Annotated in this window: 20 protein-coding genes; 15 read left to right on the top strand and 5 right to left on the bottom strand. The window is 60.3% G+C overall.

Annotated features, from left to right (window positions below):
* Window positions 1-302 precede the first annotated feature (302 nt).
* On the top strand, window positions 303-3,119 hold the full coding sequence (locus JMF94_RS00800) for an FAD-binding and (Fe-S)-binding domain-containing protein (protein ID WP_240823325.1): 2,817 nt from the start codon (window positions 303-305) through the stop codon (window positions 3,117-3,119).
* A gap of 86 nt (window positions 3,120-3,205) precedes the next feature.
* Here the strand turns inward: JMF94_RS00800 and mutL are convergent, their stop codons facing one another.
* The gene (mutL, locus tag JMF94_RS00795) at window positions 3,206-5,224 is read right to left on the bottom strand and encodes a DNA mismatch repair endonuclease MutL (RefSeq protein WP_240823324.1); all 2,019 of its coding nucleotides are present in this window, start codon (window positions 5,222-5,224) and stop codon (window positions 3,206-3,208) included.
* 192 nt (window positions 5,225-5,416) lie between these two features.
* Between mutL and JMF94_RS00790 the strand changes: the two genes are divergently transcribed.
* From JMF94_RS00790 to JMF94_RS00760, 7 genes are all read left to right on the top strand, one after another.
* Window positions 5,417-5,722 (top strand): hypothetical protein, encoded by a 306-nt coding sequence (locus tag JMF94_RS00790; protein ID WP_192113188.1) that lies wholly within the window; start codon window positions 5,417-5,419, stop codon window positions 5,720-5,722.
* A gap of 363 nt (window positions 5,723-6,085) precedes the next feature.
* On the top strand, window positions 6,086-6,856 hold the full coding sequence (locus JMF94_RS00785; protein WP_240823323.1) for a DeoR/GlpR family DNA-binding transcription regulator: 771 nt from the start codon (window positions 6,086-6,088) through the stop codon (window positions 6,854-6,856).
* A 37-nt stretch (window positions 6,857-6,893) separates the two neighbouring features.
* Window positions 6,894-8,225, top strand: coding sequence for a four-carbon acid sugar kinase family protein (locus JMF94_RS00780; RefSeq protein ID WP_240823322.1), 1,332 nt, complete (start codon window positions 6,894-6,896; stop codon window positions 8,223-8,225).
* 48 nt (window positions 8,226-8,273) lie between these two features.
* Window positions 8,274-9,269 (top strand): 4-hydroxythreonine-4-phosphate dehydrogenase PdxA, encoded by a 996-nt coding sequence (gene pdxA / locus JMF94_RS00775; protein WP_240823321.1) that lies wholly within the window; start codon window positions 8,274-8,276, stop codon window positions 9,267-9,269.
* Between the two features lie 151 nt (window positions 9,270-9,420).
* On the top strand, window positions 9,421-10,782 hold the full coding sequence (locus tag JMF94_RS00770) for a gluconate:H+ symporter (RefSeq protein ID WP_240823320.1): 1,362 nt from the start codon (window positions 9,421-9,423) through the stop codon (window positions 10,780-10,782).
* Between the two features lie 96 nt (window positions 10,783-10,878).
* Entirely contained in the window at window positions 10,879-12,039 is a 1,161-nt protein-coding gene (locus JMF94_RS00765) for a glycerate kinase (RefSeq protein WP_240823319.1), read from the top strand.
* Between the two features lie 3 nt (window positions 12,040-12,042).
* Window positions 12,043-12,345 (top strand): hypothetical protein, encoded by a 303-nt coding sequence (locus tag JMF94_RS00760; protein WP_240823318.1) that lies wholly within the window; start codon window positions 12,043-12,045, stop codon window positions 12,343-12,345.
* Between the two features lie 118 nt (window positions 12,346-12,463).
* Here JMF94_RS00760 and JMF94_RS00755 read toward each other — a convergent pair whose 3' ends face one another.
* Window positions 12,464-13,030, bottom strand: coding sequence for a hypothetical protein (locus JMF94_RS00755; protein WP_240823317.1), 567 nt, complete (start codon window positions 13,028-13,030; stop codon window positions 12,464-12,466).
* A 498-nt stretch (window positions 13,031-13,528) separates the two neighbouring features.
* Entirely contained in the window at window positions 13,529-14,818 is a 1,290-nt protein-coding gene (hemW, locus tag JMF94_RS00750; RefSeq protein ID WP_240823316.1) for a radical SAM family heme chaperone HemW, read from the bottom strand.
* 300 nt (window positions 14,819-15,118) lie between these two features.
* Between hemW and JMF94_RS00745 the strand changes: the two genes are divergently transcribed.
* The 6 genes from JMF94_RS00745 (at window position 15,119) to sdhE (ending at window position 22,807) form a co-directional block, all read left to right on the top strand.
* Window positions 15,119-16,621, top strand: coding sequence for a leucyl aminopeptidase (locus JMF94_RS00745; RefSeq protein WP_240823315.1), 1,503 nt, complete (start codon window positions 15,119-15,121; stop codon window positions 16,619-16,621).
* The gene (cobA, locus tag JMF94_RS00740) at window positions 16,621-18,138 is read left to right on the top strand and encodes a uroporphyrinogen-III C-methyltransferase (RefSeq protein WP_240823314.1); all 1,518 of its coding nucleotides are present in this window, start codon (window positions 16,621-16,623) and stop codon (window positions 18,136-18,138) included. The genes JMF94_RS00745 and cobA overlap by 1 nt, the downstream gene beginning before the upstream one ends.
* Window positions 18,139-18,141: 3 nt before the next feature.
* Window positions 18,142-18,816, top strand: a complete 675-nt coding sequence (gene purN / locus JMF94_RS00735; RefSeq protein ID WP_240823313.1) for a phosphoribosylglycinamide formyltransferase — start codon at window positions 18,142-18,144, stop codon at window positions 18,814-18,816.
* A gap of 340 nt (window positions 18,817-19,156) precedes the next feature.
* On the top strand, window positions 19,157-20,989 hold the full coding sequence (gene sdhA, locus JMF94_RS00730) for an 8-methylmenaquinol:fumarate reductase flavoprotein subunit (protein ID WP_240823312.1): 1,833 nt from the start codon (window positions 19,157-19,159) through the stop codon (window positions 20,987-20,989).
* Window positions 20,989-21,948 carry a succinate dehydrogenase/fumarate reductase iron-sulfur subunit gene (locus JMF94_RS00725; RefSeq protein ID WP_240823311.1) on the top strand — a complete coding sequence of 320 codons (960 nt, stop codon included), beginning with the start codon at window positions 20,989-20,991 and terminating at the stop codon, window positions 21,946-21,948. Before sdhA ends, JMF94_RS00725 begins: the two co-directional genes overlap by 1 nt.
* Before the next feature lie 4 nt (window positions 21,949-21,952).
* Window positions 21,953-22,807 carry an 8-methylmenaquinol:fumarate reductase membrane anchor subunit gene (gene sdhE / locus JMF94_RS00720; protein ID WP_240823310.1) on the top strand — a complete coding sequence of 285 codons (855 nt, stop codon included), beginning with the start codon at window positions 21,953-21,955 and terminating at the stop codon, window positions 22,805-22,807.
* A 185-nt stretch (window positions 22,808-22,992) separates the two neighbouring features.
* Here sdhE and JMF94_RS00715 read toward each other — a convergent pair whose 3' ends face one another.
* Both JMF94_RS00715 and cysK read right to left on the bottom strand, forming a co-directional pair.
* Window positions 22,993-23,934 carry a chemotaxis protein gene (locus tag JMF94_RS00715; protein WP_240823309.1) on the bottom strand — a complete coding sequence of 314 codons (942 nt, stop codon included), beginning with the start codon at window positions 23,932-23,934 and terminating at the stop codon, window positions 22,993-22,995.
* A gap of 254 nt (window positions 23,935-24,188) precedes the next feature.
* Window positions 24,189-25,100, bottom strand: coding sequence for a cysteine synthase A (gene cysK / locus JMF94_RS00710; protein ID WP_240823308.1), 912 nt, complete (start codon window positions 25,098-25,100; stop codon window positions 24,189-24,191).
* Between the two features lie 170 nt (window positions 25,101-25,270).
* Between cysK and JMF94_RS00705 the strand changes: the two genes are divergently transcribed.
* Entirely contained in the window at window positions 25,271-25,732 is a 462-nt protein-coding gene (locus JMF94_RS00705; RefSeq protein ID WP_192113173.1) for a nuclear transport factor 2 family protein, read from the top strand.
* Window positions 25,733-25,787 lie beyond the last annotated feature (55 nt).

Raw genomic sequence — 25,787 nt, 5'->3', positions numbered from 1 at the left:
CGACCCCAACGGCAGGCGCTGGAATGCCGTAGATCAAATCAGCAAACTGTTTTTCTTTTTTGTAACGCAGGGGCGGCAGAGGCACAAGGATTGCGCAGGCCGAAGTGCTTTTTGATTGTAAAACAGTAGCAATCCGAGCCGAGAATTGTTATTGGTAATCCATTGTCATATCCAGATCAGCACATCCCGCATTTGCAGAAATGCCGGGATTCCCGTCCAGGTTTCAACGGCAGCAATTCCCCGCCCAGCGCTATTTTAAGCGCCCACCCAATGACGGCATGAACCGCCACGGAGGTTTGTCCATGCTTGCTTCCCCCTACAAAGAATTCAAACAAGCCCTTCTGGACTTTATTCCCAAAGACCGCATCCATACTGATCCCCTGCGTCTGCTGGCCTATGGCACAGACGCCAGCGTGTACCGCCTGATCCCCAAGATCGTGGTGGACGTGCTGGACGAGGCAGAAGTTGTGCAGCTGGTGGCCCTGGCAGACCGCATGCGCGTACCTGTGACCTTTCGCGCCGCCGGCACCAGCCTGTCCGGTCAGGCGGTGTCCGATTCCGTCCTTGTGCGCATAGGCAAGGGCTGGCGCAACTGGCGCGTAGGTGAAAACGCCGAGCGCATCACCCTGCAACCCGGCATCATTGGCTCCGGGGCCAACAAGATTCTGGCTGAATTTGGCAAAAAAATAGGGCCTGACCCGGCCTCCATCGACAGTTGCTTTATCGGCGGCATCTTTGCCAACAACGCCAGCGGCATGTGCTGCGGCACCTCCGACAACTCCTATAAGACTGTTGTTTCCTCGCGCATGGTGCTGGCAGACGGCACCATGCTGGACACGGCGGACGCCAAAAGCCGCGCCGCCTTTGCCAGAACCCATGCCCATATTCTCAACGGCCTTGCCGATCTGCGCAAACAGATCATGGACAATCCCGAGCTTGCCGACCGCATCCGGCGCAAGTTCAAGATCAAGAATACCACGGGTTACAGCCTCAACGCTCTGGTGGATTACGAAGATCCCTTTGAAATTTTGCAGCACGTCATGGTCGGCTCTGAAGGCACGCTGGGCTTTATCGCCGAAGTGACCTACCGCACGGTGGAGGAGGCCCCCTTCAAGGCCTCTGCACTGCTGCTTCTGCCCACGGTCAAGGCCGCCTGTGATCTGGCCTCTGCCGTGGCAACCCTGCCCGTTGCCGCAGCGGAACTTATGGACAGGGCGTCCCTGCGCTCGGTGGAAGGCACCCCTGGCCTGCCCGAAGGGCTGGAAACCCTGGACGACGACGTCTGTTCCCTGCTGGTGGAAACCCGCGCCTCCACCCACGAGCAGCTTGAAAAGAACATTGCCACCATCAATGCGGCATTCAGCAACGTGACCTTTGTGCGGCCCTACGCTTTTACCGACAAACCCGAGGAATTCACCAAGCTGTGGCTCATCCGCAAGGGCATTCTGGCTTCGGTGGGCGGCATGCGGCCCGTGGGCACCTCCATTGTCATTGAAGACGTGGCCTTCACCCTCGACAGGCTGGGCGAGGCCGCCAAAGACCTGCAGGATCTCTTTGCCCGACACGGCTACACGGTGGCCCCGCTCTTCGGCCATGCGCGCGACGGCAACCTGCACTTTGTTTTCTGGCAGGATTTTGGCGCTCCAGCAGAAGTGGCCCGCTACAAAGGCTTCATGGAAGACTTCTGCAAACTGGTTACGGAAAAGTACGATGGTTCGCTCAAGGCGGAACACGGCACTGGCCGCAACATCGCGCCCTTTGTGGAACTGGAGTGGGGCAGTCAGGCCTACGCCATCATGAAGAGCATCAAGAGCCTGCTCGACCCCAAGAACATCCTCAACCCCGGCGTGTTGCTCAACAGCGATTCTCAGGGGCATCTCAAAAACCTCAAACCCCTGCACCCCGCCGACGAACTGGTGGACAAATGCATGGAGTGCGGCTTCTGCGAGTCTGTCTGTCCCTCGCGCGATCTGACGCTCACGCCGCGCCAGCGCATCACTGTCTACCGCGAAATCTGCCGCCTGCGCGAGGTTGCCCCTGATAGCAACGAGCTGAAAACGCTGCAAAAGGGCTACGAATACATGGGCAAGGCCACCTGCGCCACAGACAGCCTGTGCCGCCCGCGCTGCCCTGCGGGCGTGGATACGGGCGTGTTCATCAAGAGCCTGCGCAAAAAGGACGCCGGCTCCCTCGGCAAGAGCATTGCCGGGACCATTGCCGACCACTTTGCTGGAACCTGCAAGGCCATGTCCATTGCGCTCAACAGCGTGGACGCCCTGCACCGCGCCCTTGGCACCACCATCATGCGCGACGGCTCGCGCCTCCTGCGCTGCCTCACCTTCAACAAGGTGCCGCTGTGGAACAAGAACATGCCCAAGGGCGGGCGCTCGGTCTATCTGCCCACTCCGTACTCGGGCAATGCCAAGAAGGTCGTCTACTTCCCAAGCTGCATCGCCCGCAACATGGGTCCCGGCGAGGAACACAGCGACCGCCGCACAGAGCCGGAAGCCGTCATCAGCGTGCTGCTCAAGGGCGGATATGACGTCATTCTGCCCAATAATCTGGACAAGCTGTGCTGCGGCATGGCCTTTGCCAGCAAGGGCCTCGCTGACGCCGCCCACAAGAAAGAGCAGGAGCTGGAAAAGGCCCTGCGTCAGGCCAGCAACAATGGCGAATACCCAGTGCTGTGCGAAACCAGCCCCTGCCTCTTGCACATGAAGCAGACCCTCGACCCCAGCATCAAGCTCATGGAGCCTGTGCAGTTTATCCTTGAGAATCTCATGGATACGCTCAAGCTCAAAAAGCTGCCCAAGACCGTGGCCCTGCACGCCACCTGCTCCATGCGCAAGATGGGCCTTGAGGGCAAGCTGGAAGAACTGGCCCGCAAGTGCGCCGAAACCGTGGTGGTGCCGGACGGCATCAACTGCTGCGGCTGGGCGGGCGACCGGGGCTTTACCCATCCCGAACTCAACGAGGCCGCGCTCAAGGGCCTGCGCATGCAGGTAAGCACCTGCGAGGTAGGATATTCATCCAGCCGCACCTGCCAGATCGGCCTCTCGCTGCACGGCGGCATCCCCTACTATTCCATCGTCTATCTGGTTGACGAAGCCAGCGAATAAACAGCAAAGCGGGCGGTTCTCATGGGAGAGCCGCCCGCTGTTTTATGTGCAGAAAATGAGGATGCCGCGCCTGACGGCATTGTCCTTTACGACTGCCGCCGCTTGAACATTTTTTCCAGCTCGGCGGCGTCCCAGCGCAAGACGCAGGGGCGGCCATGCGGGCAATATTCGCGGTCGGGCGTTTCCAGCCACTGCTGCAACAGCCCGGCGGCCTCGTCATCCGCAAGGCGTTGTCCGGCCTTGATGGCCCCCTTGCACGACATGGATATGAACATGTCGGCCAGATCGTCCTTGCGTCCGGCCAGGGCCTCGCGCAGAAAGTCCCTGGCTTCGGCCCGGGAGAGCACCGGGGGCATGGCATTCACGCGCAGGTTGCCGCCGCAGACCTCAAGCGCAAAGCCCAGGGATTCCAGCCGAGGCCGCAATTCAAAAAAACGTTCCGTTTCAGCCGGATGCAGGGGCAGATCAAGCGGCAGGGCCAGCAACTGCCCAGACCCGGCAAATCCCCCGCGCCGCAGGCGGGCATACAATACGCGCTCGTGCGCCGCGTGTTGATCGAGCAGCACCAACGCGCCGGATGCGTCCCGCAATACCAGGTAGGTCAGCGCCACCTGCCCGAGGTAGGCAAACTGCCCAACGCTCAAGGGTTGACGTTCCTGCGCGGGTGGGAAAAAGGTTTCACTGTGCTCGCCCGCCGTATCCGCAGCCTGATACGGGGCAGCATCAGGGGTTTGGTACGCATAAGCTGAGGCGGCTTCCGCAAGGCCAGAAATATCTTCCGGCGCAGCAACAAACAGAGCGCTTTCCTTCTGCGCGGACGCTGGTTCATGGGTAGATGCCGCATCACTCGGAACAGCATCGCCCCACCAGTTTGTTCCCTTGCCCGAGCCTGCGGCTGATTCGGGCAACCGGGCCTGCCACGAGGATTCCTCGTCCGGCCTGTCGTCCCGCTCCTGCGGCTTGATAAGGGGCGGATTGTCCAGCCTGCCCCAGAATCCCTGCGGACGTGGGGCTGCTTGTTGGGCAGAGGGAGCCACGTTGCTTTCCGCAGTGTCGCCTGCTGACGCGTTCGGCCACAGATTTTCTGCCACATCGTAGGAGGTCAGCAAGGCCCCCTGCACGGCATGCAGTACGGCAGAAAACACGGCGGTCTCATCCCGAAAACGCACTTCAGACTTGGCTGGATGCACGTTCACGTCCACTTCCGCCGGGTCCATCTCCACAAACAGTGCTACCTGCGGATAATCCCGGCTGGTCATGCGGCCCTTGTAGGCCTCGCGCACCGCTGCCAGCAAGCGCTTGTCCGTCACCGAGCGGCCATTGACGTAGAACAGCATGCGGTCGCCGCGCGGCTGGCTCACATTGGGCAGGGCGGCCAGACCGCGCACGCGGATACCGTGGCGGGTGCCGTCAAAGGGGCGTAGAGCCTCCACAATCAGCCGGGGCCAGAGCACGCCAAGGCGGTCAGCAAGGCTTTGCCCCGGCAAAAACCGCAGGGCCTCCCGCTCGCCGGAACTCAGGCTCAGGCCCACGGCGGGGCGGGCCAGCGCCAGCCGGGCCAGCCAGTCCTGCGCACGTTTGAACTCCGTGGATGGGGTCTTTAAAAATTTCAAGCGTGCTGGTATGTTGGAAAAAAGATCGCGCACTTCCACCCGAGTTCCCCGGTGCAGGGCCGCCGGGGCGGAAACCGTCAGCAAGCCGTGCTCCACCTCAACCCTGTGCGCCTGCGTCTGGCCGTCCGGGTCAGTCACCGCAGAGGTTATGGAAAAACGGGAAACCGAGGCAATGCTCGGCAGCGCCTCGCCCCTGAAACCGTAAGAGCTGATGTGCTCAAGGTCAGACAGGCTGGCAATCTTGCTCGTGGCGTGCCGGGTGACGGCCAGTTCCAGATCGGCTGCGGCTATGCCGCACCCGTCGTCCTGCACGCTGATAAGGCTTTGCCCGCCGTTTTCAAGGCAAACGTCGATCTGCGCGGCATCGGCGTCAAGGCTGTTTTCAACCAGTTCCTTGAGCACGCTGGCAGGGCGCTCCACCACTTCACCAGCGGCGATCTGATTGCGCAACTCAGGCGGTAGCAAACGTATATGACGATGTTTTTCAGACATAGGTCCAGTGTATTCGGGCGCGCTCCACAAGGCAAGCGGCCTCGACTGCGGCGCATGCGCGGCTGCGCGTGGAGAACAAATTCCCGTGGCAGGGCTTGCCTCGGCGCACGCGGTGCTTATGTATGGAAGGCAAGGCTGCGTATGCGCGCGGCCAGGCTTCTGGCAACACGCAAAGCAAGCCGGGAGGTTTCTATGTACAGCAACACACTGAAAGCCATTGCCGAACCGCTGCGCGGTACCCCCGTGCCCGCAGGCTTTGATCCTGAAATGCTCTATGTTGAGTGCGCCCGTTGCGGCTCACCCGTCATGTGGGAGCAGGGCAAGGCCACCCATATCCTCAGCTTGGCGGGCATTGACCCCCTTGAACTCGATTCTTCCTGCATGCTGGTCACAGACGGCTGCCCCATGTGCAGCGGCAAAGATCAGTATACGGTACAGATTTTCCGGGTCAGCGGCGATGCGCAGACGCGCCGCCCCCCATTCTTCGGCAACGCATAGCCAGCGCGGGTCTACCCCGCCCGCGTAAACCCTAGCAGAAGGCTGCCGGATCATGTGCCCGGCGGCCTTTTTGCGTTCTGACGCAGGCAATACGGCACAGGAGCGGCAAACGCGATTTTTCCAGCCCGGAGGGATTCTCCGGGCTTTTTTTGTTGCTCCGGCGGGGAGGCGGAACACAGTGCTTTGGCTGACGTTCCACTCGTTAACAAAAAACAACATTTTTCTGATAACATAGATAAAAAGTACGAGTTAAATCCACAAAATTACCTCACCAACCTTGACGATATTCGCCTTCAGGAGCATAACACAAAGCAACAAATTTGAAACAAAATTAACACACACCCGCCACACGCCGGAGTCGCCATGTTGCCAGCAGAACGCCGCAGAGAAATGGCCCGCCTCATTAAAAACCGGGGCGCGGTCAATACCCGCGAACTCGCCGAAGCGCTGGGCATTTCCACCATGACCGTGCGCCGCGACCTCAAGGCGTTGGAAGAACGCAACCAGCTTGAACTCACCTGGGGCGGGGCCGTGCCGCTGTGTTTTGAAGCCAACGACATCCCCCGCGCCCGTAAGGCCGTTTCCATGCTTGAGGCCAAGCAGACCATAGCCCGCGCCGCCTGCCAGTTTATAAAAAACGAAGACTTTATTGCCTTGGATGCGGGCACCACCAGCCTTGAGCTGGCCCGGCTGCTGCCCACCCTGCCCCTCACAAGCCTCGGCGTTGTCACACCTGACCTCGAAATCGCCCTGCTTCTTTCGGGCTGCGACCATATTTCCGTCTTTCTTTCGGGTGGGCTTATCGACCCCGTCAGCCGCGCCTGTAACGACAGCGATGCCGTGGCCTACCTGCGCGGCCTGCGCCTTACCATGGCCTTTGTGGGCACCAACGTATGGGACGCCCACCACGGCGTCACTACCAGCACTTCCGCCAAGATGCATTACAAGCGCCAGCTCATGGCCAGCGCCGACAAAACTTTTCTGCTGGCGGACGCGTCCAAGTACGCCAAGTTCAGCCCATGGCTGGTGGCCGGAGTGGAACGCTTCGACCACATCATCACCGACAGCGGCCTGACCGCCGAAGCCCGCGCCGCCCTGCAAGACGCAGGCGCTCGCCTGTGTCTCGCCGACTAAGCCCGCCGCCGTCACAAAATCACCGGAAGGTGTCTGTATGATCATAGCTGTTATTGCCGACGATTTTACGGGAGCCAACGACAATGGTGCGCTGCTTGCCGCCAAGGGCTTTTCCAGCGCCACCTGTCTGGGCCTTGCCCATTGGAACCCCAAAGAATTTACGCAGTGCGACGCCGTTTGTCTGAACGCCGAGAGCCGCCTTCTGCACCGCGAAGACGCCTATAAAGCGGTGTATGACGCCGTGATGGAATTCAACAAGGAAAAGCCCGCACTTGTTTCCAAGCGCATAGACTCCACCCTGCGCGGAAATGTGGGCGCTGAGCTTGAGGCCGTCATCAAGGCCATGGACGACACCCACGGTCACAACCAGACCCTGGCCATACTTGTGCCGTCCTACCCCCATTCGGGGCGCATCTGCGTGGGCGGATACCAGATCGTGCACGGCGTGCCGCTGGAACGCTCGCCCATTGCCAAGGACGCCGCCACCCCCGTGCACCACACGGCAGTGCTCAAGATCATCGCCGATCAGACCTCCCTGCCCTGCGGCTTCGTGTCGCTTGAAAAGGTGCTGGCCGGGCCTGCCGCCGTACGCCAAACCATTGAGGCCGCACGTGCCCAGGGTTGCCGCGCCGTGGTCTGCGATGCCGTGTCGGACGACGACATTGCCGTGATCGCCCAGTCGCTGGCCGATGCGCCCTATCCGCTGGTGTCGCTGGATCCCGGCCCGTTCACATCGGAGCTTGCCGCAGCGCGCATTGAAGCCCCCCGCGCGGAATTTGAAAACCGCATCTTCCTTACCGTGGGCAGCACCAGCGAGCTGACCCGCGTACAGATGGAAACCCTGCGGCTGGCCCACCCCTGCCACATCGTGTCCATGAACGTGCGCAAGGTACTGGCTGGCGAGACAGAAGCACAGGCGGAATGCCGCCGCGTGCTGGAGGCCGTGTTTGCCGCGCCCGAAGAAGCCAAGGTTCTTGGCGTATGCACCGCCGCCAGCAAGGAAGACGTTTTCTCCATGCAGGAAATGTCCCAGACCCTCGGCATCGCGCCCAGCGAAATTTCGCGCCGCATCAACATGGCTCTGGCCCATGTGGCTCAGGAAGCCCTGAAAAAAGAGAGCCTGCGCATCGGCGGCCTGTACACCTCAGGAGGCGAAGTGACGGTTTCCGTCATGCGCACGCTCAAGGCCGGGGGCTTTTCTGTGCGGATCATGGTGCTGCCCCTTGCCGTGTACGGCCACATCATCGGCGGCGAACACCCCGACCTGCCCATGATCACCAAGGGCGGTTTTGTGGGTGACAAGGACAGCCTTGTGGAATGCATGGAATACCTGTTCACCAAAATTTCAAGCCGCAAGCGGCCCGCCTGAAGGCTGCGCCGCACCCAAGCAAGTTCATAACCAACAAGGAACAGATAGATGAAACCCCTGATTTGCGCCCCCATGGGCGACCCCGCAGGCGTTGGGCCGGAAATTCTGGCCGCCTCGCTGGCAGATGCTGCCGTCACCGACATGGCCAATGTGCTGGTGGTGGGCAATACCGAAATCATGCGCCGCGCCGCCGCTATAATGAAGGCGAACCTCGACTTCAACGAGGTGGATGCAGATCTCAATGGCTGGCGCGAGGGCGCTGCCAATATCATCAACATGGACAACGTGGATCTGGCCTCCTTTGCCTATGGCAAGGTGCAGGCCCAGTGCGGCCAGGCGGCCTTTGAATACATCAAGGCCTCCATCGAGCTGACAATGGCTGGCAAGACCGCCGCCGTGGCTACCACGCCCATCAACAAGGAATCGCTCAAGGCAGCCCACGTGCCCTACATCGGGCACACCGAAATCTTTGGCGACCTCACAGGCACCAAGGACCCGCTGACCATGTTTCAGGTGCACAGCCTGCGCGTGTTCTTCCTCACCCGTCACCTCTCGCTGATCGATGCCTGCCGCGCCGTCAAAAAAGACCGCGTGCTTGACTACATCGGTCGCTGCACCAGCGCCCTCAAGCTGCTGGGGCTGGAGAATCCGAGCATGGTGGTGGCTGGCCTCAACCCTCACTGCGGCGAACACGGGCTTTTTGGCAATGAGGAAGACGCCGAGGTGGTTCCGGCCATAGCAGAAGCGCGCCGTCAGGGCTTTAACGTGCATGGCCCCAACCCGGCGGACTCGGTCTTCCATTTTGCGCTCAAGGGCGCGTGGGACGCCGTGCTTTCGCTCTATCACGACCAGGGACACATAGCGACCAAGATGGTGGACTTTGAGCGCACCATCTCCCTTACGCTGGGCATGCCCATTCTGCGCACGTCGGTGGATCACGGCACAGCCTTTGACATTGCCGGGACAGGCAAGGTCAGCGCCGTGAGCATGGTGGAAGCCATCCGCCTTGCTGCGGAATACGCGCCCAACTTCAAACGGGCCTGATCTGCGGCAGAGGATGTGAACTGCGCACCGCATCCGGAGGACGAGCAGAGTAAAACAAGAGAACAAACAGTAAGAGCGCCAACCGTTCCCCCAACTTTTACCGGCGCGGGCACTGCCCGGGCCGTGTCGCAACCACACCACGGAGGTTGAGATGACTGCCGTCCAATCGTTCGGCATCGGCTATTCGATGACCATGCTCTGCATTTCCATCGCCATAGTCATTGTGCTGTGCATCTGCTTCAAAATACACGCCTTTGTGTCCCTGACCGCAGCGAGCCTGTTTCTGGCGCTGACGCACAACATGGAACTGGCCAAGATTGTCATGGCCTTTGAAGGCGGCCTTGGCAAAACGCTGGGCTTTCTTGCGCCCATTCTGGCCCTGGGGGCCATATTGGGCAAACTGATGGAAGTCTCCGGTGCTGCCGAAAGGCTGGCGCGGACGCTCATCAACATTCTTGGCCAGTCAAAAGCGCACTGGGCCATGATGGTTGTGGGCTACATCTGCGGCATCCCGGTTTTTCTTCAGGTGGGCATCATCCTGCTGACGCCGCTCATGTTCTCCATCGTCAAGGAATCCAAGCTGCCGCTCATTCAGGTGGGCATGGCCCTTGTGGTGGCCCTGACCACGGTGCACTGCATCGTGCCGCCGCACCCTGCCGCCATGGCAGTTACCGACCTGCTCAAGGCTGATGTGGGCAAGGTTATCTTTTTCGGCCTTCTGGTGGGCCTGCCCGCCGCCAGCATTGCAGGCCCCATCTACGGCAAGTTCATTGCCAAGCGCCTGCCCGCCGTGCCGCTGACCGGCGTTTACGCCAATACCGAACCCCGCAAGGAATCTGAACTGCCGCCCTTTGGCAGCTCGCTCCTCGTCATGCTGCTGCCCCTGCTGCTCATGATCGCCAAGACCGTGGTGGAACTGACCATCGACAAGCAGAATCCGCCCGCCTACATGCCCTACGTGAACTTTATCGGCACGCCCATGATCGCCCTGTTCATTTCCGCAGTGGTGGCCTACATCGTGTTTGGTCTCAAGCGCGGTTTCAACTGGGATCAGCTGGGCCGCTTCAGCGAACAGGGCATGGCCCCGCTGGCCTCCATCATGCTGGTCATCGGCGCGGCTGGCGCGCTGAACCAGATCATCACCGACAGCGGCGTGGGCGTTGTGCTCAAGCAGGTGCTCACCAGCATCCAGATCAGCCCTCTGATCCTGGCCTGGATTATCGCCATTGCCCTGCGCTTTGCCCTGGGCAGCGCCACTGTTTCCATGATGACCGCCGCCGGGCTTATCCTGCCCGTGCTCAGCAGCAACCCCGGCATTGACCCGGCCCTCATGGCCATTGTCATCGGCGCTGGCGCGACCGGCGCTTCGCACGTGACCGACTCCGGCTTCTGGTTCGTCAAGGAATCCCTCGGCATCCCAATGGGTTCCATGTACGCCACCTATACGGCTGGCACTACCATAGCCTCCGTGCTTGGTTTGTTCGGCACGCTGCTGCTCTCCATGTTCCTGTAAGAACCGCTGCGCCGGGGTCTGGTATTTCACAGGCCCCGGCGCTATTATGGAAAACGTATCCTGTCTTCCACCGCCAGCCCCACCAAGGAACCAGCAATGAAGATCGTCATCGCGCCCGACTCGTACAAGGAATGCCTGTCTGCCCTGCAAGTGGCTGTTTCCATCGAATCCGGCTTTCGCGAGGTTTTCCCCGATGCGGTCTACGTCAAGGTACCTGTGGCGGACGGCGGCGAAGGCACCGTGGAAGCCATGGTTGAAGCCACGGCAGGCCGTCGGGTGGACACCACGGTACGCGGCCCTCTGGGCGACCCGGTGGAAGCTTTTTACGGCCTGACCGGCGATGGCAAAACCGCCGTGATCGAAATGGCCGCAGCCAGCGGCCTGGCCCTTGTGCCGCCCAACTTGCGCAATCCCCTCAAGACCACCAGCTATGGCACGGGCCAGCTTATCCGCTCTGCGCTGGATGCTGGCGCTCGTAAATTTATTCTGGGCATTGGCGGCAGCGCCACCAACGAGGGTGGCGCTGGCATGCTTCAGGCTTTGGGAGTGCGGCTGCTGGACGGTCAGGGACAGGAAATCGAGCCAACAGGGATGGGCCTTGGCAGGCTGGCGTGCATAGATATGTCCGCCTTTGACGCCCGCCTTACCGACTGCGTCATTGATGTGGCCTGCGATGTGGACAACCCCTTGTGCGGCCCACGCGGCGCATCGGCCATTTTTGGCCCGCAGAAAGGGGCCACGCCTGAGATGGTGCAGCAGCTCGACGGATATTTGCAGAATTTTGCGGCCATCGCGCGCCGCGACCTTGGCGTGGACATGGCGGACCTGCCCGGCGCTGGCGCTGCTGGCGGCATGGGCGCGGCCATGTTTGCCTTTTTGAAAGGGCGGCTGCGCCCCGGCAGCGAGATTGTGACCGAAGCCGTTGGGCTGGACGCGCATGTGCGCGATGCCGATATCGTTGTTACTGGCGAGGGCCGCATTGACGGGCAGACGGCCTTTGGCAAGACCCCTGTGGGCGTTGCCCGCGTGGCAAAGCGCCACAACAAGCCGGTTATCGCCATCGGCGGTTCGCTGCGGGCCGATGTGGACGCCGTCTTTGCCCACGGCATCGACGCGGTTTCAAGCGTGCTCTACCGCCCCTGCACCATTGACGAAGCCCTTACCGAGGGCAATGAAAATCTGCGCAGGGCCGCGCGCAACATAGCCGCCATCCTTTCCATGGGACTTGGCATTGGCGCTTCGGGCGCAAGGAAATAGCATATGTTGACCGCCTACAGGCAAAGCTGGCGCACACACCCCGGCTTCAATATCCTTTTTGTCTGCGCCATGCTGGCGGCGTGGGGCATGTATGCCCTGCTGTATGCCACCGACTTGCCCTGGGGCTCGAATCAAGCCAACGTGCTTGTTTTTGTGGTTGCCGCGCTGTGTATGCTGTTTATCTTTGTCACGCCCCGATATGGCTTCAAGCCCACGGCAACGCATTACGCCATCATGGCGGCAACATTGCTGCCCTCGCTGCCCAACGGGCAAGAGATCATCCGGCAGAGCGGCCTGTTTTTCTGATGTGCCGCCGCGCCCCCGGGCGCACGCCATAATAAAAGACGGCCACTCTCTGAGAGTGGCCGTCTTTTATTATGCTTGTGCTCTTGCGGAGCTCACCCCGCAGAGTTTTCTTTTCTGTTTACGCCTTCTTGGCGCGCAGGCCCGCAAAGGCCAGAATCACGCCCAGGGCAATGCCCAACGCCGCCGCAAACACCACCTGAAAATGGGCGGGCAGCATAAAGGTGATGGTGTGCGCGGGAATCCAGAAGAAAGGAATGGTCTTCTTGAGCACAAAGCTCCACATGGAATTCCAGTCTATGGTGCGAAACAGGGCCGCCACGTCAGGCTTGGTGCACAGGCTGTTGAGCGTGCCGCCGGTGGCCGCAATGTGCAGGTCGGTGAGCTTGTGGGTGATCATCAGCACCGGAGCGAACAATGTGTTGATGAGCACGCTGATGGAAAAAGACATGAGCAGCTTGGCGCCAAAGGTCGTGGGAGCGCCCGAAAGCAGACCCATTTCGTTGAGCAGCTTGAACGTGCCCGCGCCGTACACGGTAAAGGCAATCTTGATGCCTATGCCCAGCAAACCCCAGATAATCGCCTTGGGCAAAACGCCAAACCCGGGCCTGTTGTATACGCCCGTCGTAATGCGCAGGGCAATGCATTCGCCGAGGGTAGCCAGAATGGCAAATTTGAGAAAACTCATGCCAAAAGGATACTGGGCAGTCAGGCTGATAAAGCCCTCCAGCGCCCCGGGCCCAAAAGCCAGCCAACCGAACGCCGCCAAACAAACGCCTAAAACCACAAAATCCTTTTGACGCATACCCTCTCTCCGTATTCTTGTTGACGCTCAGGGACTGTTGACGCTGTGTGGAATTTTGTTCCCTGCCTGGGATGGAAGCGTTTTTATGAAAGGAGTGTACACATAGGTACTCAACTGAAATAAAAAGGCTTTCTGACGCCGACAGGGGCAAAGAAGCCATAGCGTAAACAGGCCCAAATCGGTTGGTCCCGCGCCGCGCGTAACCGCAGGCGGCGGGGAAGGATCAGCCATAGCCGCGCAATGCACGGGCAATTCGCATCAGCCGAGCAGACGGAGGGGGGCTACCGTCAAGACCGACTGCAGCATACTAGTGGCATTTTTGCCCCGCGTAAACACCGGCCTTGCGCAAACCTGCACAGCGGCCCTATTCCTGACCGGAACTCAGGCGCTGGGCCAGCGCACCGGGCGGATTTCCGGGCTGTCTTCGTGCAGCGCGCTTTGCGCCACGGTTCCTTCGGGAGATTCCACGGCCTGGGGTTTCAGCCCGCCGGAAAGCGCCGCCTGCTTGAGCACCTCGCGGGTGCGGGCAAACAGATTGCTGAGAATGGAATTGGAAACCAGCATGCCGCTGCGGGTCAGCCGCATATAGCCCTGCCGGATGCGGATAAGCCCGTTTTCGTGCAGGGCCTGCACCAGCCGCTGGTGATCGCGCACAAAGTCGCGCCCGGTCATCTCACGGTATTCCTTTACGCGCAGGCCCCGCGCCGTGCGCAGGCGCAGCATCAAAAGCTCGAGCACGCGTGTTTCGGGCGTAAGTTCTTCCACAGTCTGGGCCAGTTTGCCCTCACGGGTGCGAGCGTTCCAGGCGGCCTGACTTGAAGGATTTGTCCAGCGGCGGTTGTTGATGGTGGACGTGGCCGAAGGGCCAAGACCAAGATAGTCTTCCCCCTCCCAGTAGCCCATGTTGTGGCGGCACTGAAACCCCATGCGGGCGAAATTGGAAATTTCATAGTGCAGGTAGCCGTGCTGCTCAAGCATGGCTGCCCCTTCCATGAACATGATGTTCTGGTCGCGCTCCGGCGGCAGGGTCAGGCGACCTTCTTCCACATCAAGCTCCAGCGGGGTTCCCGGCTCAAGCGTGAGGCCGTAGGCGGAAATATGGTCAGGGGTCATGCGGATAACGTCTTTGAGCGTTTGCAGCCACTGGCGCACGCTCTGCCCCGGCAGGCCCCACATGAGGTCAAGGTTGATGTTGGCGCAGCCCGCCTCGCGCGCCAGAAAGGCCACGTGCAGACTGTCCTGCGCCTTGTGCGGACGGCCCAGCAGACGCAGCATGCCTTCATCCATGCTTTGTACGCCGATGGAAAGACGGTTGATGCCCGCATCCAGATACTGGGCCGCGCGGTGCCCGCCGCGCAGGGATTCCGGATTGGCCTCAAGCGTCACCTCGGCCTTGGGCACGAGCCTGAAATACTTGTTAATGCGCTCCATGGTCAGGCCGATGATGCGCGGCGAAAGCAGGCTGGGCGTCCCCCCGCCAAAAAAGACAGACTGTACTTCGCTGCCGCCAAGCTGGTCGCCCCAGTGGGCCAGTTCCAGAAACAGGGTATCCACATAGTCGCGCACGGCAGGGGAGCTGGCCGCATCAACGCCGCGTCCCAGCGGGCTTGAATGAAAGGCGCAGTAGCGGCAGCGCGTGGAGCAAAAGGGAACATGTATATAAAGCAGCATAAGCGATCCTGTGAGTGACAAAAAAACAACGCTCCGCCTGTGCGTAACACCCTGCGGAACAAGGAAAAGCCAGTTTTGCAGCACACTGGCGACAGCTTAGGACGATTGCTGCAAGGAATATGCCCGCATCCTCCGCTGTACCGGGAATTCCGCGCGCATGCGGCTGACCGCCCTTGGCAAAAACGCGGCGGCGAAGTATATTCACCAATTGGAACACGGCGCAAGCGCCCTGCGGCCTTCTGCCGCATCTTTCACTGCGCTGGCGGCTGTACGCAACGCACTTTCAGGAGACGCAGCTCTATGGATATACGCTTTCAGAATCTCGGACCGGAACAATGGAAAGGGGACGTTCTGCTGGCCCCCGTCTGCCAGGATGAAACCCTGCTTGAGCAGATTCCTGAACTGGACAAGGTTGCTCCCTGGCTGGTCATAGCCCCTGCCCTGCGCGACTTCAAGGGCAAGACGGGCGAACTGGCCCTTCTGCACGGGCATCCCGACCTTACCGTTCCCCGGGTGCTGGCCGTGGGCCTTGGCCCGAGGGAAAAGGTCTCCACCGCCGACATCCGCAAGGCCATTGCCGCCGCAGTGCAACTGTGCCGCAAGCAGGGCTACACGTCCATAGTGCTGCCAGAACCCGCCATGGCAAAACTGCCCGGAGGCCGTGAACGGCTGGTGGAAGAATGCGTATGCGCCGCCCAGCTTGCCCTGTACCGCTTTACAGCCCTTAAAAAGGCCGATGCGGACGAAACCGCCGACCCGCAGTGGCTGGCTGTGGCCTTTGACGGCCAGGAAGTGCCGGACGCCGCCCACGCCGCCGCCCGCAGGGGCGAAAACGCCGCCTGGGCCGTGAGCCTTGCGCGCGACCTTGCCACCACGCCGCCCAATTTGCTCTACCCTGAAATGCTGGCCCAGAAGGCGCAGGAACTGGCGCGCGAAAAAGGCTTTGCCTGCACCGTGCTGGACGAAACAGAACTGGAAAAGGAAGGCATGGGCTGCCTCATGGCCGTGGGGCAGGGCTCGGGCCGTCCGCCCCGCCTCATCGTGCTGGAGCACGCCCCCGCCGGGCACGAACAGGACAAGCCCCTCGTGCTGGTGGGCAAGGGCATCACCTTTGATACGGGCGGTATCAGCCTCAAGCCCGCCGCCAACATGCACCAGATGAAGGCCGACATGACCGGTGCCGCAACAGTGCTGGCCACGGTGGCGGCCCTGGCGCAGGAAGACGCGCCCCGCCGCGTGGTGGGCTTGCTGGCCTGCGCCGAAAACATGCCCGGTGGCCGCGCCATGCGCCCCGGCGATGTGGTGCGCGCCGCCAATGGCGACACCGTTGAAATCCAGAATACCGATGCGGAAGGCCGCCTTGCCCTGTGCGATGCGCTGGCCTATGCCCAGAAAACATGGGTTCCGGCTGCGGTGATTGATATTGCCACCCTCACCGGAGCCTGCGCAGTTGCGCTGGGAACCCAGCTTGCGGGCCTGTTCAGCGATGATGCCGACCTTGCCGAGCGCATCCGCGCTGCGGGCGGCGCTTGCGGCGAAGAATACTGGCCCCTGCCGCTGTGGAAGCCCTATGTTGAATCGCTCAAAAGCGAAGTGGCCGATATTTGCCACATGGGCCCGCGCGAAGGCGGGGCCATCAACGCCGCGCTCTTTTTGCAACACTTTATTCAAGAGGGCGTGCGCTGGGCCCATCTGGACATTGCCGGGGTAGACTGGGCCGCCAAGGCCACGCCCCTTGCTCCGGTAGGGCCCACGGCCTTTGGCGCGCGTACGCTGCTCGATCTCGCTAGGGGAGGCGTATAATGAAGGTATTTCTCATCGGAGCCGGACCCGGCGATCCGGGCCTGCTGACCATCAAGGGGCGTGACGCCCTGGCCGCCGCCGATGTGGTGGTATACGACGCCCTGGCAAACGACAGCCTGCTTTCATACGCCCGCCCCGATGCGGAAAAAATCTATGTGGGCAAGGTGGCGGGCAACCACGCTCTGCCGCAGGATCAGATCAACGCCCTCCTGGTCAGCAAGGCCAAGGAAGGCAACGTTGTGGCCCGCCTGAAAGGCGGCGACCCCTACATCTTCGGTCGCGGCGGCGAAGAAGGCGAAGAACTGGCGGCTGCTGGCATTCCCTTTGAAGAGGTGCCCGGCATCAGCAGCACCATCGCCGCTCCCGCCTATGCGGGCATTCCCGTGACCCACAGGGATTTTGCGTCTTCCGTGACCATCATCACCGGGCACGAAAATCCGGACAAGCCTGGCTCCGTGCACAACTGGAAGGCCCTTGCCGCCAGCGCCTCCACTCTGGTCTTTGTAATGGGCATGAAAAATCTGCCCGACATCGCCCGCAATCTGCTTGAAGCAGGCATGGATCCGCACACCCCGGCGGCGCTTATCTATCGCGGCACAACGCCCTATCAGCGCAGCCTTGTGGATACCCTGGCCCGTCTGCCTCAGGCTGCGGTAGAAGCCAAATTCACCAATCCTTCGGTCATTCTTGTGGGCAAGGTTGCCGGCCTGCGCGACACCCTTGGCTGGTTTGAGAAAAAGCCGCTCTTTGGCCGCAGCATTGTTGTGACCCGCGCGCGCGAGCAGGCCAGCGGGCTTGCCCAGAGCCTCACGGCGCTGGGGGCCGAGGTCATCCAGTGCCCCACCATTGAAATCAGCCCTCTTGCCGATTATGCGGAACTTGACGCGGCTCTGGACAATCTTGCCAGCTACGGCTGGGTTATCTTTACCTCGGTCAACGGTGTAAAGCACTTCTGGCTGCGGCTCGCAAAGGCGGGCAAGGACAGCCGCGCGCTCGGCAACTGCAAGGTGGCCGCCATCGGCCCCGCCACTGCCGATGCCCTGACCGAACGCGGCATCACCCCTGATTTCATTCCCGAGCGCTACATGGCCGAGGGTGTGCTTGAAGGTCTGATGGCCCTTGAAAACGGTAACGTGGCTGGCATGCGCTTTTTGCTGCCCCGCGCCGCCAAAGCCCGCGAAGTGCTGCCCGAAGAACTGCGCAAGGCAGGGGCAGTGGTGGACGTTATTTCCGCCTACGAAACCGTACCCGCCGCGCACAAAAGGGACGAAGTCCTCGAACGCATTAACGCCGGCACCCTGAGCTGCGTGACCTTCGGCTCCTCCTCCACGGTGGAGAACTTCCTCTCCCTTATCCCGGCTGCAATCCTCAAGACGCACCCGGAAGTGAAGCTGGCCGCCATCGGGCCGGTAACGGCAGAAACGCTGCAAAAAAGTGGTCTTACCTGCAACATCATGCCCATGGATTACACCATCCCGGCACTGGTGGACGCCCTGAAAACGTACTTTGCGAGATAAAACATGCCCCTGAAAATCGCCATACTGGCCTCCGGCAGCGGCACAAACGCTCAGGCCATGATCGACAAGGCCGCCCAGGGCGTGCTTGACGTGAACATTGCCCTGATCGTTTGCAACCGCCCCGGTGCGGGCGTTGTGAGCCGTGCGGAAAAGGCGGGCATCCCCTGCCTTGTGCTGGATCACAAAAGTTTCCCCGATCGCGAGAGCTTTGACGCCCGCATGGTTGAGGCCCTGCGCGGAGCCGGGGCGGAGCTTGTGGTGCTGGCGGGGTATATGCGGCTGCTGACTCCTGTGTTCCTAGAGGCATTTACCGGAAGGGTCATCAACATCCACCCGGCGCTGCTGCCCAGCTTTCCCGGCGTGCACGGCGGCGCCGATGCCGTCAATTACGGCGTCAAGGTTTCCGGCTGCACCGTGCATTTTGTGGAAGAAAAGGTGGACAGCGGCCCGGTGCTGATTCAGGCTGTTGTGCCTGTCAACGCTGGCGAAAGCGAGGACGACCTCATGAGCCGCATCCATGTAATGGAGCACCGCATCTATCCCCAGGCAATTCAGTGGCTGGCGCAGGGGCGCATAGACGTACAGGGGCGGCAGGTGCACCTCAAGCCCGGGCACACACCCCGTGCGCCGCACGATGGCGACTGGCTCGTGTGGCCGCCGCTGGAGCAGGGATTCTAACTGCTGCCGTAAGCCTTGAATGAATCCATGAGGAGACTCTTTAGCTAAAGAGTCTCCTTTTTTTGACTATTCTCAAAACCGGCGGAGCTGCAGGGTTCGCTGTCCCGCCCATGCCGCCCGCCGTTCTGGCTGTTTTCATTACTTACAAAAGTTTCAAAACTTACAAATCAAGAATCCGCGTTGCTCTGGAGCGATTTGGTGTGTTATTTTTCACTATCAACAGAGCATACCTTTATTCTTTGCTCAATCAATCAGCTTTTTGCCGCCCTTTCCGCCCACGTACTTTCTTGCACAACAGATGGAAATAACGGCAAATCCACCTACTTTTGAGGAAACCCTTATGACGCAGCAGTTTACCCGCAGAAAATTTCTGCAATCGGCCTGCATCACCATCAGCGCGCTGACGGTGAACATGAGCGGCATTGAAAAAGCTCTTGCCGCAGCCGCTGGTGTCGGCCCCCTGGCCACCTGCGACATCCTGATCATCGGATCGGGTGGCGCTGGCCTGCGTGCCGCCGTGGCAGCCCTGCAAAAAAATCCCAAGCTCAACGTGGTTGTGGTCAGCAAATGCATGCCCTCACGTAGCGCCACCTGTATGGCCGAAGGCGGCATCAACGGCGTCACCGATTTCAGCAAGGGCGACTCCTACGAGCTGCACTGCTTTGATACCGTGAAGGGCGGCGACTATCTGGTTGACCAGGAATCCACGCTCAAATTCTGCGAACAGGCAGGCCCCGCCATCCTTGAACTGGATTATCTGGGCATGCCCTTCTCGCGCACGGCTGAAGGAAAGGTCAAGGCCCGTCCCTTTGGGGGCGCTTCCAAGGTGCGCTGCAACTACTCTGCCGACAAGACCGGACACATCGTTGCCCACACATGCCTTGACGATGCCCTGAGCCACGGCGTCAAGTTCCTCATGGATCACGAGTTGCTTGACGTGGCCGTGGACAATGGCCGCTGCGAAGGCGCCGTGCTGCGCAATATCCGCACCGGCGAAATCGCCCCTGTGCGCGCCAAGGCCGTGGTGCTTGCCACAGGCGGCTATACCCGCATTTTCTGGAACCGCACCTCCACCCCCTACATTGCCACAGGCGATGGCGTTGCCGCTGCCATGCGCGCGGGCATTCCCTTCAAGGATGCCGAAATGGTGCAGTTCCACCCCACGGGCGTGGTGCACGGCGGTGTGCTGATTACCGAAGCAGCGCGAGGCGAAGGCGGCTATCTGCTCAACAACAAGGGCGAACGCTTCATGAAGACCTACGCCCCCGCCAAGATGGAACTTGGACCCCGCGACATCGTGGCTCGCGCCATCGAAACGGAAATCCGCGAAGGCCGAGGCTACGGCCAGGGGCTGGAAGCCTATGTGCTGCTTGACCTGAGGCACCTCGGCAAGGAAAAGATCGTGCACGATCTGCCGCAGATTCGCCACGTGGGCAAGCTTTTTGAAAATATCGACCTTGTGGACAAGCCCATGGTCATCCGCCCCACGGCCCACTACTCCATGGGCGGCATTGACGTGAACACCTTTGACGACATGGCCACGGTTGTGCCCGGCCTGTTTGCCGCTGGTGAAGCTTCGTGCGTGTCCATCCACGGCGCAAACCGCCTTGGCGGCAATTCGCTGGCCGATGCCGTGGTGACAGGCAAAATCGCCGGTAACGGCGCGGCGGCCTTTGCCAGCCACGCCGATTTTGGCGCGGGCAAACGCCTCACCGATCTGACCGCCCGCTGGCAGGATCGCTTCCGCAACACCACCAACGGCGGCGATGCCAAGCAGATGTATGCCATCCGCGAAGAAATGGGCGCGCAGCTCTGGGACAACATGGGTATTTTCCGCACCCAGACCAAGCTCGACTCCCTGAGCAGTTCCCTGGCCGACCTGCGTTCGCGCTACGACGCCCTGCGCGTCCCCAACGCCAACCCCGTCTACAATACGGTGTTCACCGAATATGTGGAGCTGGGCAACATGCTGCAACTGGCCCAGGCCGCCTGCCTTGCCGCCTCCGAGCGCAAGGAATCGCGCGGCGCGCACACCCGCGAGGACTTCCCCAAGCGTGACGATGCCAACTTCCTCAAGCACAGCATGGTCAGCATGGACGACAGCGGCAAAATGCGCATGGGCTGGAAAGAAGTGGAAATCACCAAATTCAAGCCTGAGGAGCGGAAGTACTAATGCCCACTATCATCATTGACCGCTTTGACGGCAAAAACAGTTTTGAGCAGAGCTACAAACTTGATCCGGCGGACGTGGCGGGCAAAACCGTGCTCAACACCCTGTTGTTCATCAAGCAGACCCAGGATCCCACGCTGAACTTCACGGCCTCCTGCCGCTGCGCCATCTGCGGAGCGTGTGCCGTGCGCGTCAACGGGCATGCGGTTCTGGCCTGCGACACCAAGATGGACGACCTCGCCCAAACTTACGGCTCAAATACCTTCCACATTTCGCCCCTGGCGAACTTCAAGGTTATTTCCGACCTCGTTGTGGACTGGGAACCCGCCATGGAAAACCTGCGCAAGGTGCATCCGGGCATGGTGGCAAAATCCGAATTCTCCATGAAGGAAGGCTGCCGCCAGAACCAGAAGGAATTCGACCGCATCATCAAGCAGTGGGACTGCATCCTCTGCGGCGCGTGCGCCTCTGAGTGCAACAAGCTCACCGCCGACCGCAGCGACTACATGGAACCCTTTGTCTTCACCCACGCATGGCGCGTGGCCAACGATTCGCGCTCCAAGGATCCCCTGTTGCACGGCAAGCCCGCCGTGGCGGGCGGCCTGTGGAACTGCGTGCATTGTCAGGAATGCGCCAGCCGCTGCCCCAAGGGCATCAGCGCTGCCGACGATATCGCCGGTCTGCGGGCCCTCGTTATGGCCAAGGGCATGACCGACGGCGTTGGCCCGGCCCACGCCAAGTCGTTCTACACCGATCTGGTGGAAGACTCCGGCCGCCTCAACGAAGTGCGCCTTGCCCTGCGCACCGAAGGAATCAGCACCATTGCCCGCGCGGGCATGGCTGTGACCCTGCTGCGTCAGGGCAAGATGAATCCGCTTGAGGCTTTTGGCGGCGAAACCATTGAAGGGCATGACGCCCTGGTGAAGATGATTCAGGCGGCCCATGCCGCAGAGAAGGAGTAGCCGTATGCAGACCGAATTCGCCTTTTTTCCCGGCTGCGTGCTGACTCAGGCCGCCAAGGAATCCAAGATGGCTCTTGAGGCCGTGGCCCCGAGGCTTGGCATCAAACTCAAGGAAATCCCCGGCTGGAGCTGCTGCGGCGCTTCACAGGCTCAGGATGTGGACCCCGTGGCGACCTTGGTTGCCAACGCCCGCAACATCGCCCTGGCCGAAAAAATGGGCCTGCCCGTGTTGACCTCGTGCAGCACCTGCCTGCTCATGCTGCGCCGCGCCAAGGCAGAGCTTGACGGCGGCAAGAAGGACCGTATCAACACCTTTCTTGCCAAGGGCAACATGACCTATAACGGCACCAGCGACATCACCAGCCTGCTCTGGGTTCTGGCGCAAAACGCCCAAACCCTCAAGAGCAAGGTGACCAAGCCGCTTACGGGCCTTAAAGTGGCGGCCTTCTACGGCTGTCACAGCCTGCGGCCAGAATCCGCCCTTGGCTTTGAAAGCTCGGTGAATCCCTCGAGCTTTGAAACCGTGGTGGCCGCCCTTGGCGGGCAGACGGTTCCCTTTGCCAAGCGGCTGGACTGCTGCGGCTTCCATGCCGTGTATCCGGCGGAAAAATCCGTCATGCACATGACCAGCCAGATTGTGGACAGCGCGGCGACCTCCGGCGCAGCCTGCATCGTAACCCCCTGCCCGCTCTGCCAGATGCAGCTCGACATTTATCAGGAAGCAGCGCAGGATATAGCCAAGTCGAAAGCCCGTGTGCCCGTGCTGCACCTTTCGCAGCTTGTGGGCCTTGCCCTGGGTATCCCCGGCAAGGAACTGGGCCTCGACTACAACGTGATTGACGCCACCAAGATGGGCTAATCAGCCCTGATCATAGTGACAAAAGGCGGCCCCTACCCCTGGCCGCCCCATGCGCGCCCCCTCTCGTGTCCCTACCCGAGAGGGGGTTGCGCGTTAAAATCGCAGATATTTCAATACAAGAAGGCCCTCTCTCATTGATTGACCAATGGGAGAGGGCCTTCAGAATATTTTAAGCGAAAAAGGCCTCAGCCCCAGGCTTCGGTCACCAGATCGTACAGCTTGACGGAAAGCACTTTGAGGTCGGGCTTGGTATACTGCACGTCAGCCCCCACAACAGCGCATTTCTTGGCAAGAGGCTCGTTGATCATGGAAGAGAAGATGGCCACAGGCAACTTTTTAAGGACTCTTTCATCCTTGATGTGCTTGCACAGGGCCAGACCATCCATGCCGGGCATTTCTATGTCTGTGATGACGCCGTGAATGAAATCGGAAATGGGGCGATCTTCGGCCTCGCAGCGGTCGCGCAGTACCTTCAGGTAATCCCAGGCTTCCTGCCCGTTGACCTTCTGCGTTACCGTGAAGCGGCCTTCCTTATTGAGCAGGTCAAGCAGCAGACTACGGATACTGCTTGAATCATCCACGTGTAGGATATTGTAAACTTTTTCCCCGCTGTGGCGCATGTCGGAGGCGTCAAAGCGCATGGCCATGGCCGGATGCAGTTCGGCTACGATGGCTTCAAGATCCAGCAAAAAGATCACGCGCTCTTCCAGCCGCACCACGCCCGTTACCGAGCTGCGGCTCACATTCTGCAAAAACTGCCCCGGCGCTTCCACATCCGTCCAGCTCAGCCGATAGATGCGGTTGACACCCGACACCAGAAAGCCCGTACATACGCCGTTGAATTCGGTGACGATAACCTTGGCGTCTTCGTTTTCAATGGGCCCACTGCCCAGAAACTGAGCCATATCAATCAGCGGCACCACACGGCCATTGCGGTGCAGAAACGCGCCCAAAAGTGCTTTATGGCGCATTTCCGGCATGGCAGTCACCGGCTGGCGACGGCCAATTTCAACCACCTTGGCCACGTTAAGGCCATAGTGGGCTTCGTAACCGTCCTGGTTGACGAAAAATTCCACAATTTCCAGCTCATTGGTGCCGGTTTCCAGCAGGATGTTGGTCTGCGCCATGGAAATGCTCTCCGTTGGGCTGAGGCCCGTTAATGTCGGACGGCAGACCTGAACCTGTTTGCTGCCAGCCGGTGAGCGAAGCTTACGCTGACTCTCTTATCGGTTGCCGAGTGCAAATATTTAGCCATGCAGGCCGAAAAGACAGTTTTTTTCATATTTTTCTGTTTCGCACAAAACGGGGAACATATCAAACTGAGGGCATTGGCATTGAAAATAGCGTCATAAATCAGGTGCAAAGCCAGCTTGCCAGCAGCTTATATTCCCTGGAACAACCGCGTTGACATGTAGCGTTCGCCCGTGTCGCAGGCAAAGGTAACGATATTCTTGTCCTGCATTTCTGGCCGCGTCGCAAGGTCAAGGGCCGCGCGCACGTTGGAGCCTGTGGATATGCCCGCCATGATGCCGTTTTCCATGAGCAGACGGGCGGTTCTTATGGCTTCCTCGCCGTCCATCTGGATGATTTCGTCCAGCAGCGCGCGATCAAGGATTGCTGGCACAAAGTCTGCGCCAATACCCTGAATAAGATGGGGGCCGGGTTTGCCGCCAGAAAGCACCGGCGAAGCGGCTGGCTCCACGGCCACCACCCTGAAGCCGGGAATGCGCTCCTTGAGGTACCGCCCGACGCCCGTGATGGTCGAGCCGGAGCCAACGCCCGCGACCAGCACGTCCATCTTGCCCACGCTGTCCTTGAAAATTTCCGGCCCGGTGGTCTTGTAATGGGCCACTACAGCCTGCGGATTGGTAAACTGGCCGAGTACAAAGGCATCCTGTTCATCGGCAATTCGCTTTGCAGCCGCCACTGCGCCGCTCATGCCCTGTTCCGCCGGGGTGAGTACAAGCTCTGCGCCCAGCGCCCGCAGCAGGTTGCGGCGCTCAACGCTCATGGATTCGGGCATGGTCAGTATGCAGCGAAAGCCACGCACCGAGGCAACCAGAGCCATACCAATGCCCATATTCCCACTGGTGGCCTCCACCAGCACACCGCCCGGTTCAACGCGCCCTTCTTCCAGAGCTTCGCCAACAAGGTGAAAGGCCACGCGATCCTTAATGGAACCGCCTGGATTGCGGTTTTCAAGCTTCAGCCAGACAGTGCCGGGTAGATCGCGCGAAAGATCGAGCCGCAGCATGGGAGTGTTGCCAATGGTTTGCAAAATGCTGGTTAACATGAAAACATATGCCTCACAGTAAAAAATGCCAGGAAATCCGGCTTGATGATAGATATTTGCTTTACAATGGAAAAGTTTTGCTTAACTCTTTACTCATAATCATAGAAGAATCCGTGCACATTGGCAATTTTCGTTCTGGCCGCCCCAACAGCCCATTCAGGGAGGATATCATGAAGATTCTGCAAGTAACCACTGTGTTCATCGCCCTTGTGATCGCCCTTTCCGGCGGGCTTGCCCACGCCAAGGCTGACACCGTGGCGCTCTATACAGAAGCTGTGATGACAGGCGACGTCCCGGCCCTTGAAACCCTGCTGGCCCCCAACTACTGGCATATCAACGCCAACGGGCACATTGAGGACAAGGAACACTTCATCAATACCATCAAGAGCAAGGAACTGGTCATTGACCGCCTGACCTTCACCAATGCCCGCACGGCCCTGATCAGCGACGCCAAGCTCATCACCGGCACAGGCTACCTCAAGGCCAAGGCCACTCCGGCTCTGCCCGAAGGCCTCATGCGCATTACCGTGGTGGTCATTACCAACAAGGGACGCGAACAGGTGGTATTGTTCCAGGCTACGCCTGTGATTGCCACCGAAGACTGCAACGACGGCAACTGCAAGATCCAGTAAGATTTTAAATACATATTGGCCCGACAGGGCCATCAGGCCGGGGCATCTGTACCCG

Origin of the sequence: Desulfovibrio sp. UIB00 (assembly GCF_022508225.1) — a bacterium.
Classification (GTDB): domain Bacteria; phylum Desulfobacterota; class Desulfovibrionia; order Desulfovibrionales; family Desulfovibrionaceae; genus Desulfovibrio.
This window is presented reverse-complemented; position numbering and strand designations above follow the sequence as displayed.

Coding starts and splice junctions, on each gene's coding strand:
- JMF94_RS00800 (WP_240823325.1), top strand. CDS start 303: ATGCTTGCTTCCCCCTACAAAGAATTCAAACAAGCCCTTCTGGACTTT.
- mutL (WP_240823324.1), bottom strand. CDS start 5,224: ATGTCTGAAAAACATCGTCATATACGTTTGCTACCGCCTGAGTTGCGC.
- JMF94_RS00790 (WP_192113188.1), top strand. CDS start 5,417: ATGTACAGCAACACACTGAAAGCCATTGCCGAACCGCTGCGCGGTACC.
- JMF94_RS00785 (WP_240823323.1), top strand. CDS start 6,086: ATGTTGCCAGCAGAACGCCGCAGAGAAATGGCCCGCCTCATTAAAAAC.
- JMF94_RS00780 (WP_240823322.1), top strand. CDS start 6,894: ATGATCATAGCTGTTATTGCCGACGATTTTACGGGAGCCAACGACAAT.
- pdxA (WP_240823321.1), top strand. CDS start 8,274: ATGAAACCCCTGATTTGCGCCCCCATGGGCGACCCCGCAGGCGTTGGG.
- JMF94_RS00770 (WP_240823320.1), top strand. CDS start 9,421: ATGACTGCCGTCCAATCGTTCGGCATCGGCTATTCGATGACCATGCTC.
- JMF94_RS00765 (WP_240823319.1), top strand. CDS start 10,879: ATGAAGATCGTCATCGCGCCCGACTCGTACAAGGAATGCCTGTCTGCC.
- JMF94_RS00760 (WP_240823318.1), top strand. CDS start 12,043: ATGTTGACCGCCTACAGGCAAAGCTGGCGCACACACCCCGGCTTCAAT.
- JMF94_RS00755 (WP_240823317.1), bottom strand. CDS start 13,030: ATGAGTTTTCTCAAATTTGCCATTCTGGCTACCCTCGGCGAATGCATT.
- hemW (WP_240823316.1), bottom strand. CDS start 14,818: ATGCTGCTTTATATACATGTTCCCTTTTGCTCCACGCGCTGCCGCTAC.
- JMF94_RS00745 (WP_240823315.1), top strand. CDS start 15,119: ATGGATATACGCTTTCAGAATCTCGGACCGGAACAATGGAAAGGGGAC.
- cobA (WP_240823314.1), top strand. CDS start 16,621: ATGAAGGTATTTCTCATCGGAGCCGGACCCGGCGATCCGGGCCTGCTG.
- purN (WP_240823313.1), top strand. CDS start 18,142: ATGCCCCTGAAAATCGCCATACTGGCCTCCGGCAGCGGCACAAACGCT.
- sdhA (WP_240823312.1), top strand. CDS start 19,157: ATGACGCAGCAGTTTACCCGCAGAAAATTTCTGCAATCGGCCTGCATC.
- JMF94_RS00725 (WP_240823311.1), top strand. CDS start 20,989: ATGCCCACTATCATCATTGACCGCTTTGACGGCAAAAACAGTTTTGAG.
- sdhE (WP_240823310.1), top strand. CDS start 21,953: ATGCAGACCGAATTCGCCTTTTTTCCCGGCTGCGTGCTGACTCAGGCC.
- JMF94_RS00715 (WP_240823309.1), bottom strand. CDS start 23,934: ATGGCGCAGACCAACATCCTGCTGGAAACCGGCACCAATGAGCTGGAA.
- cysK (WP_240823308.1), bottom strand. CDS start 25,100: ATGTTAACCAGCATTTTGCAAACCATTGGCAACACTCCCATGCTGCGG.
- JMF94_RS00705 (WP_192113173.1), top strand. CDS start 25,271: ATGAAGATTCTGCAAGTAACCACTGTGTTCATCGCCCTTGTGATCGCC.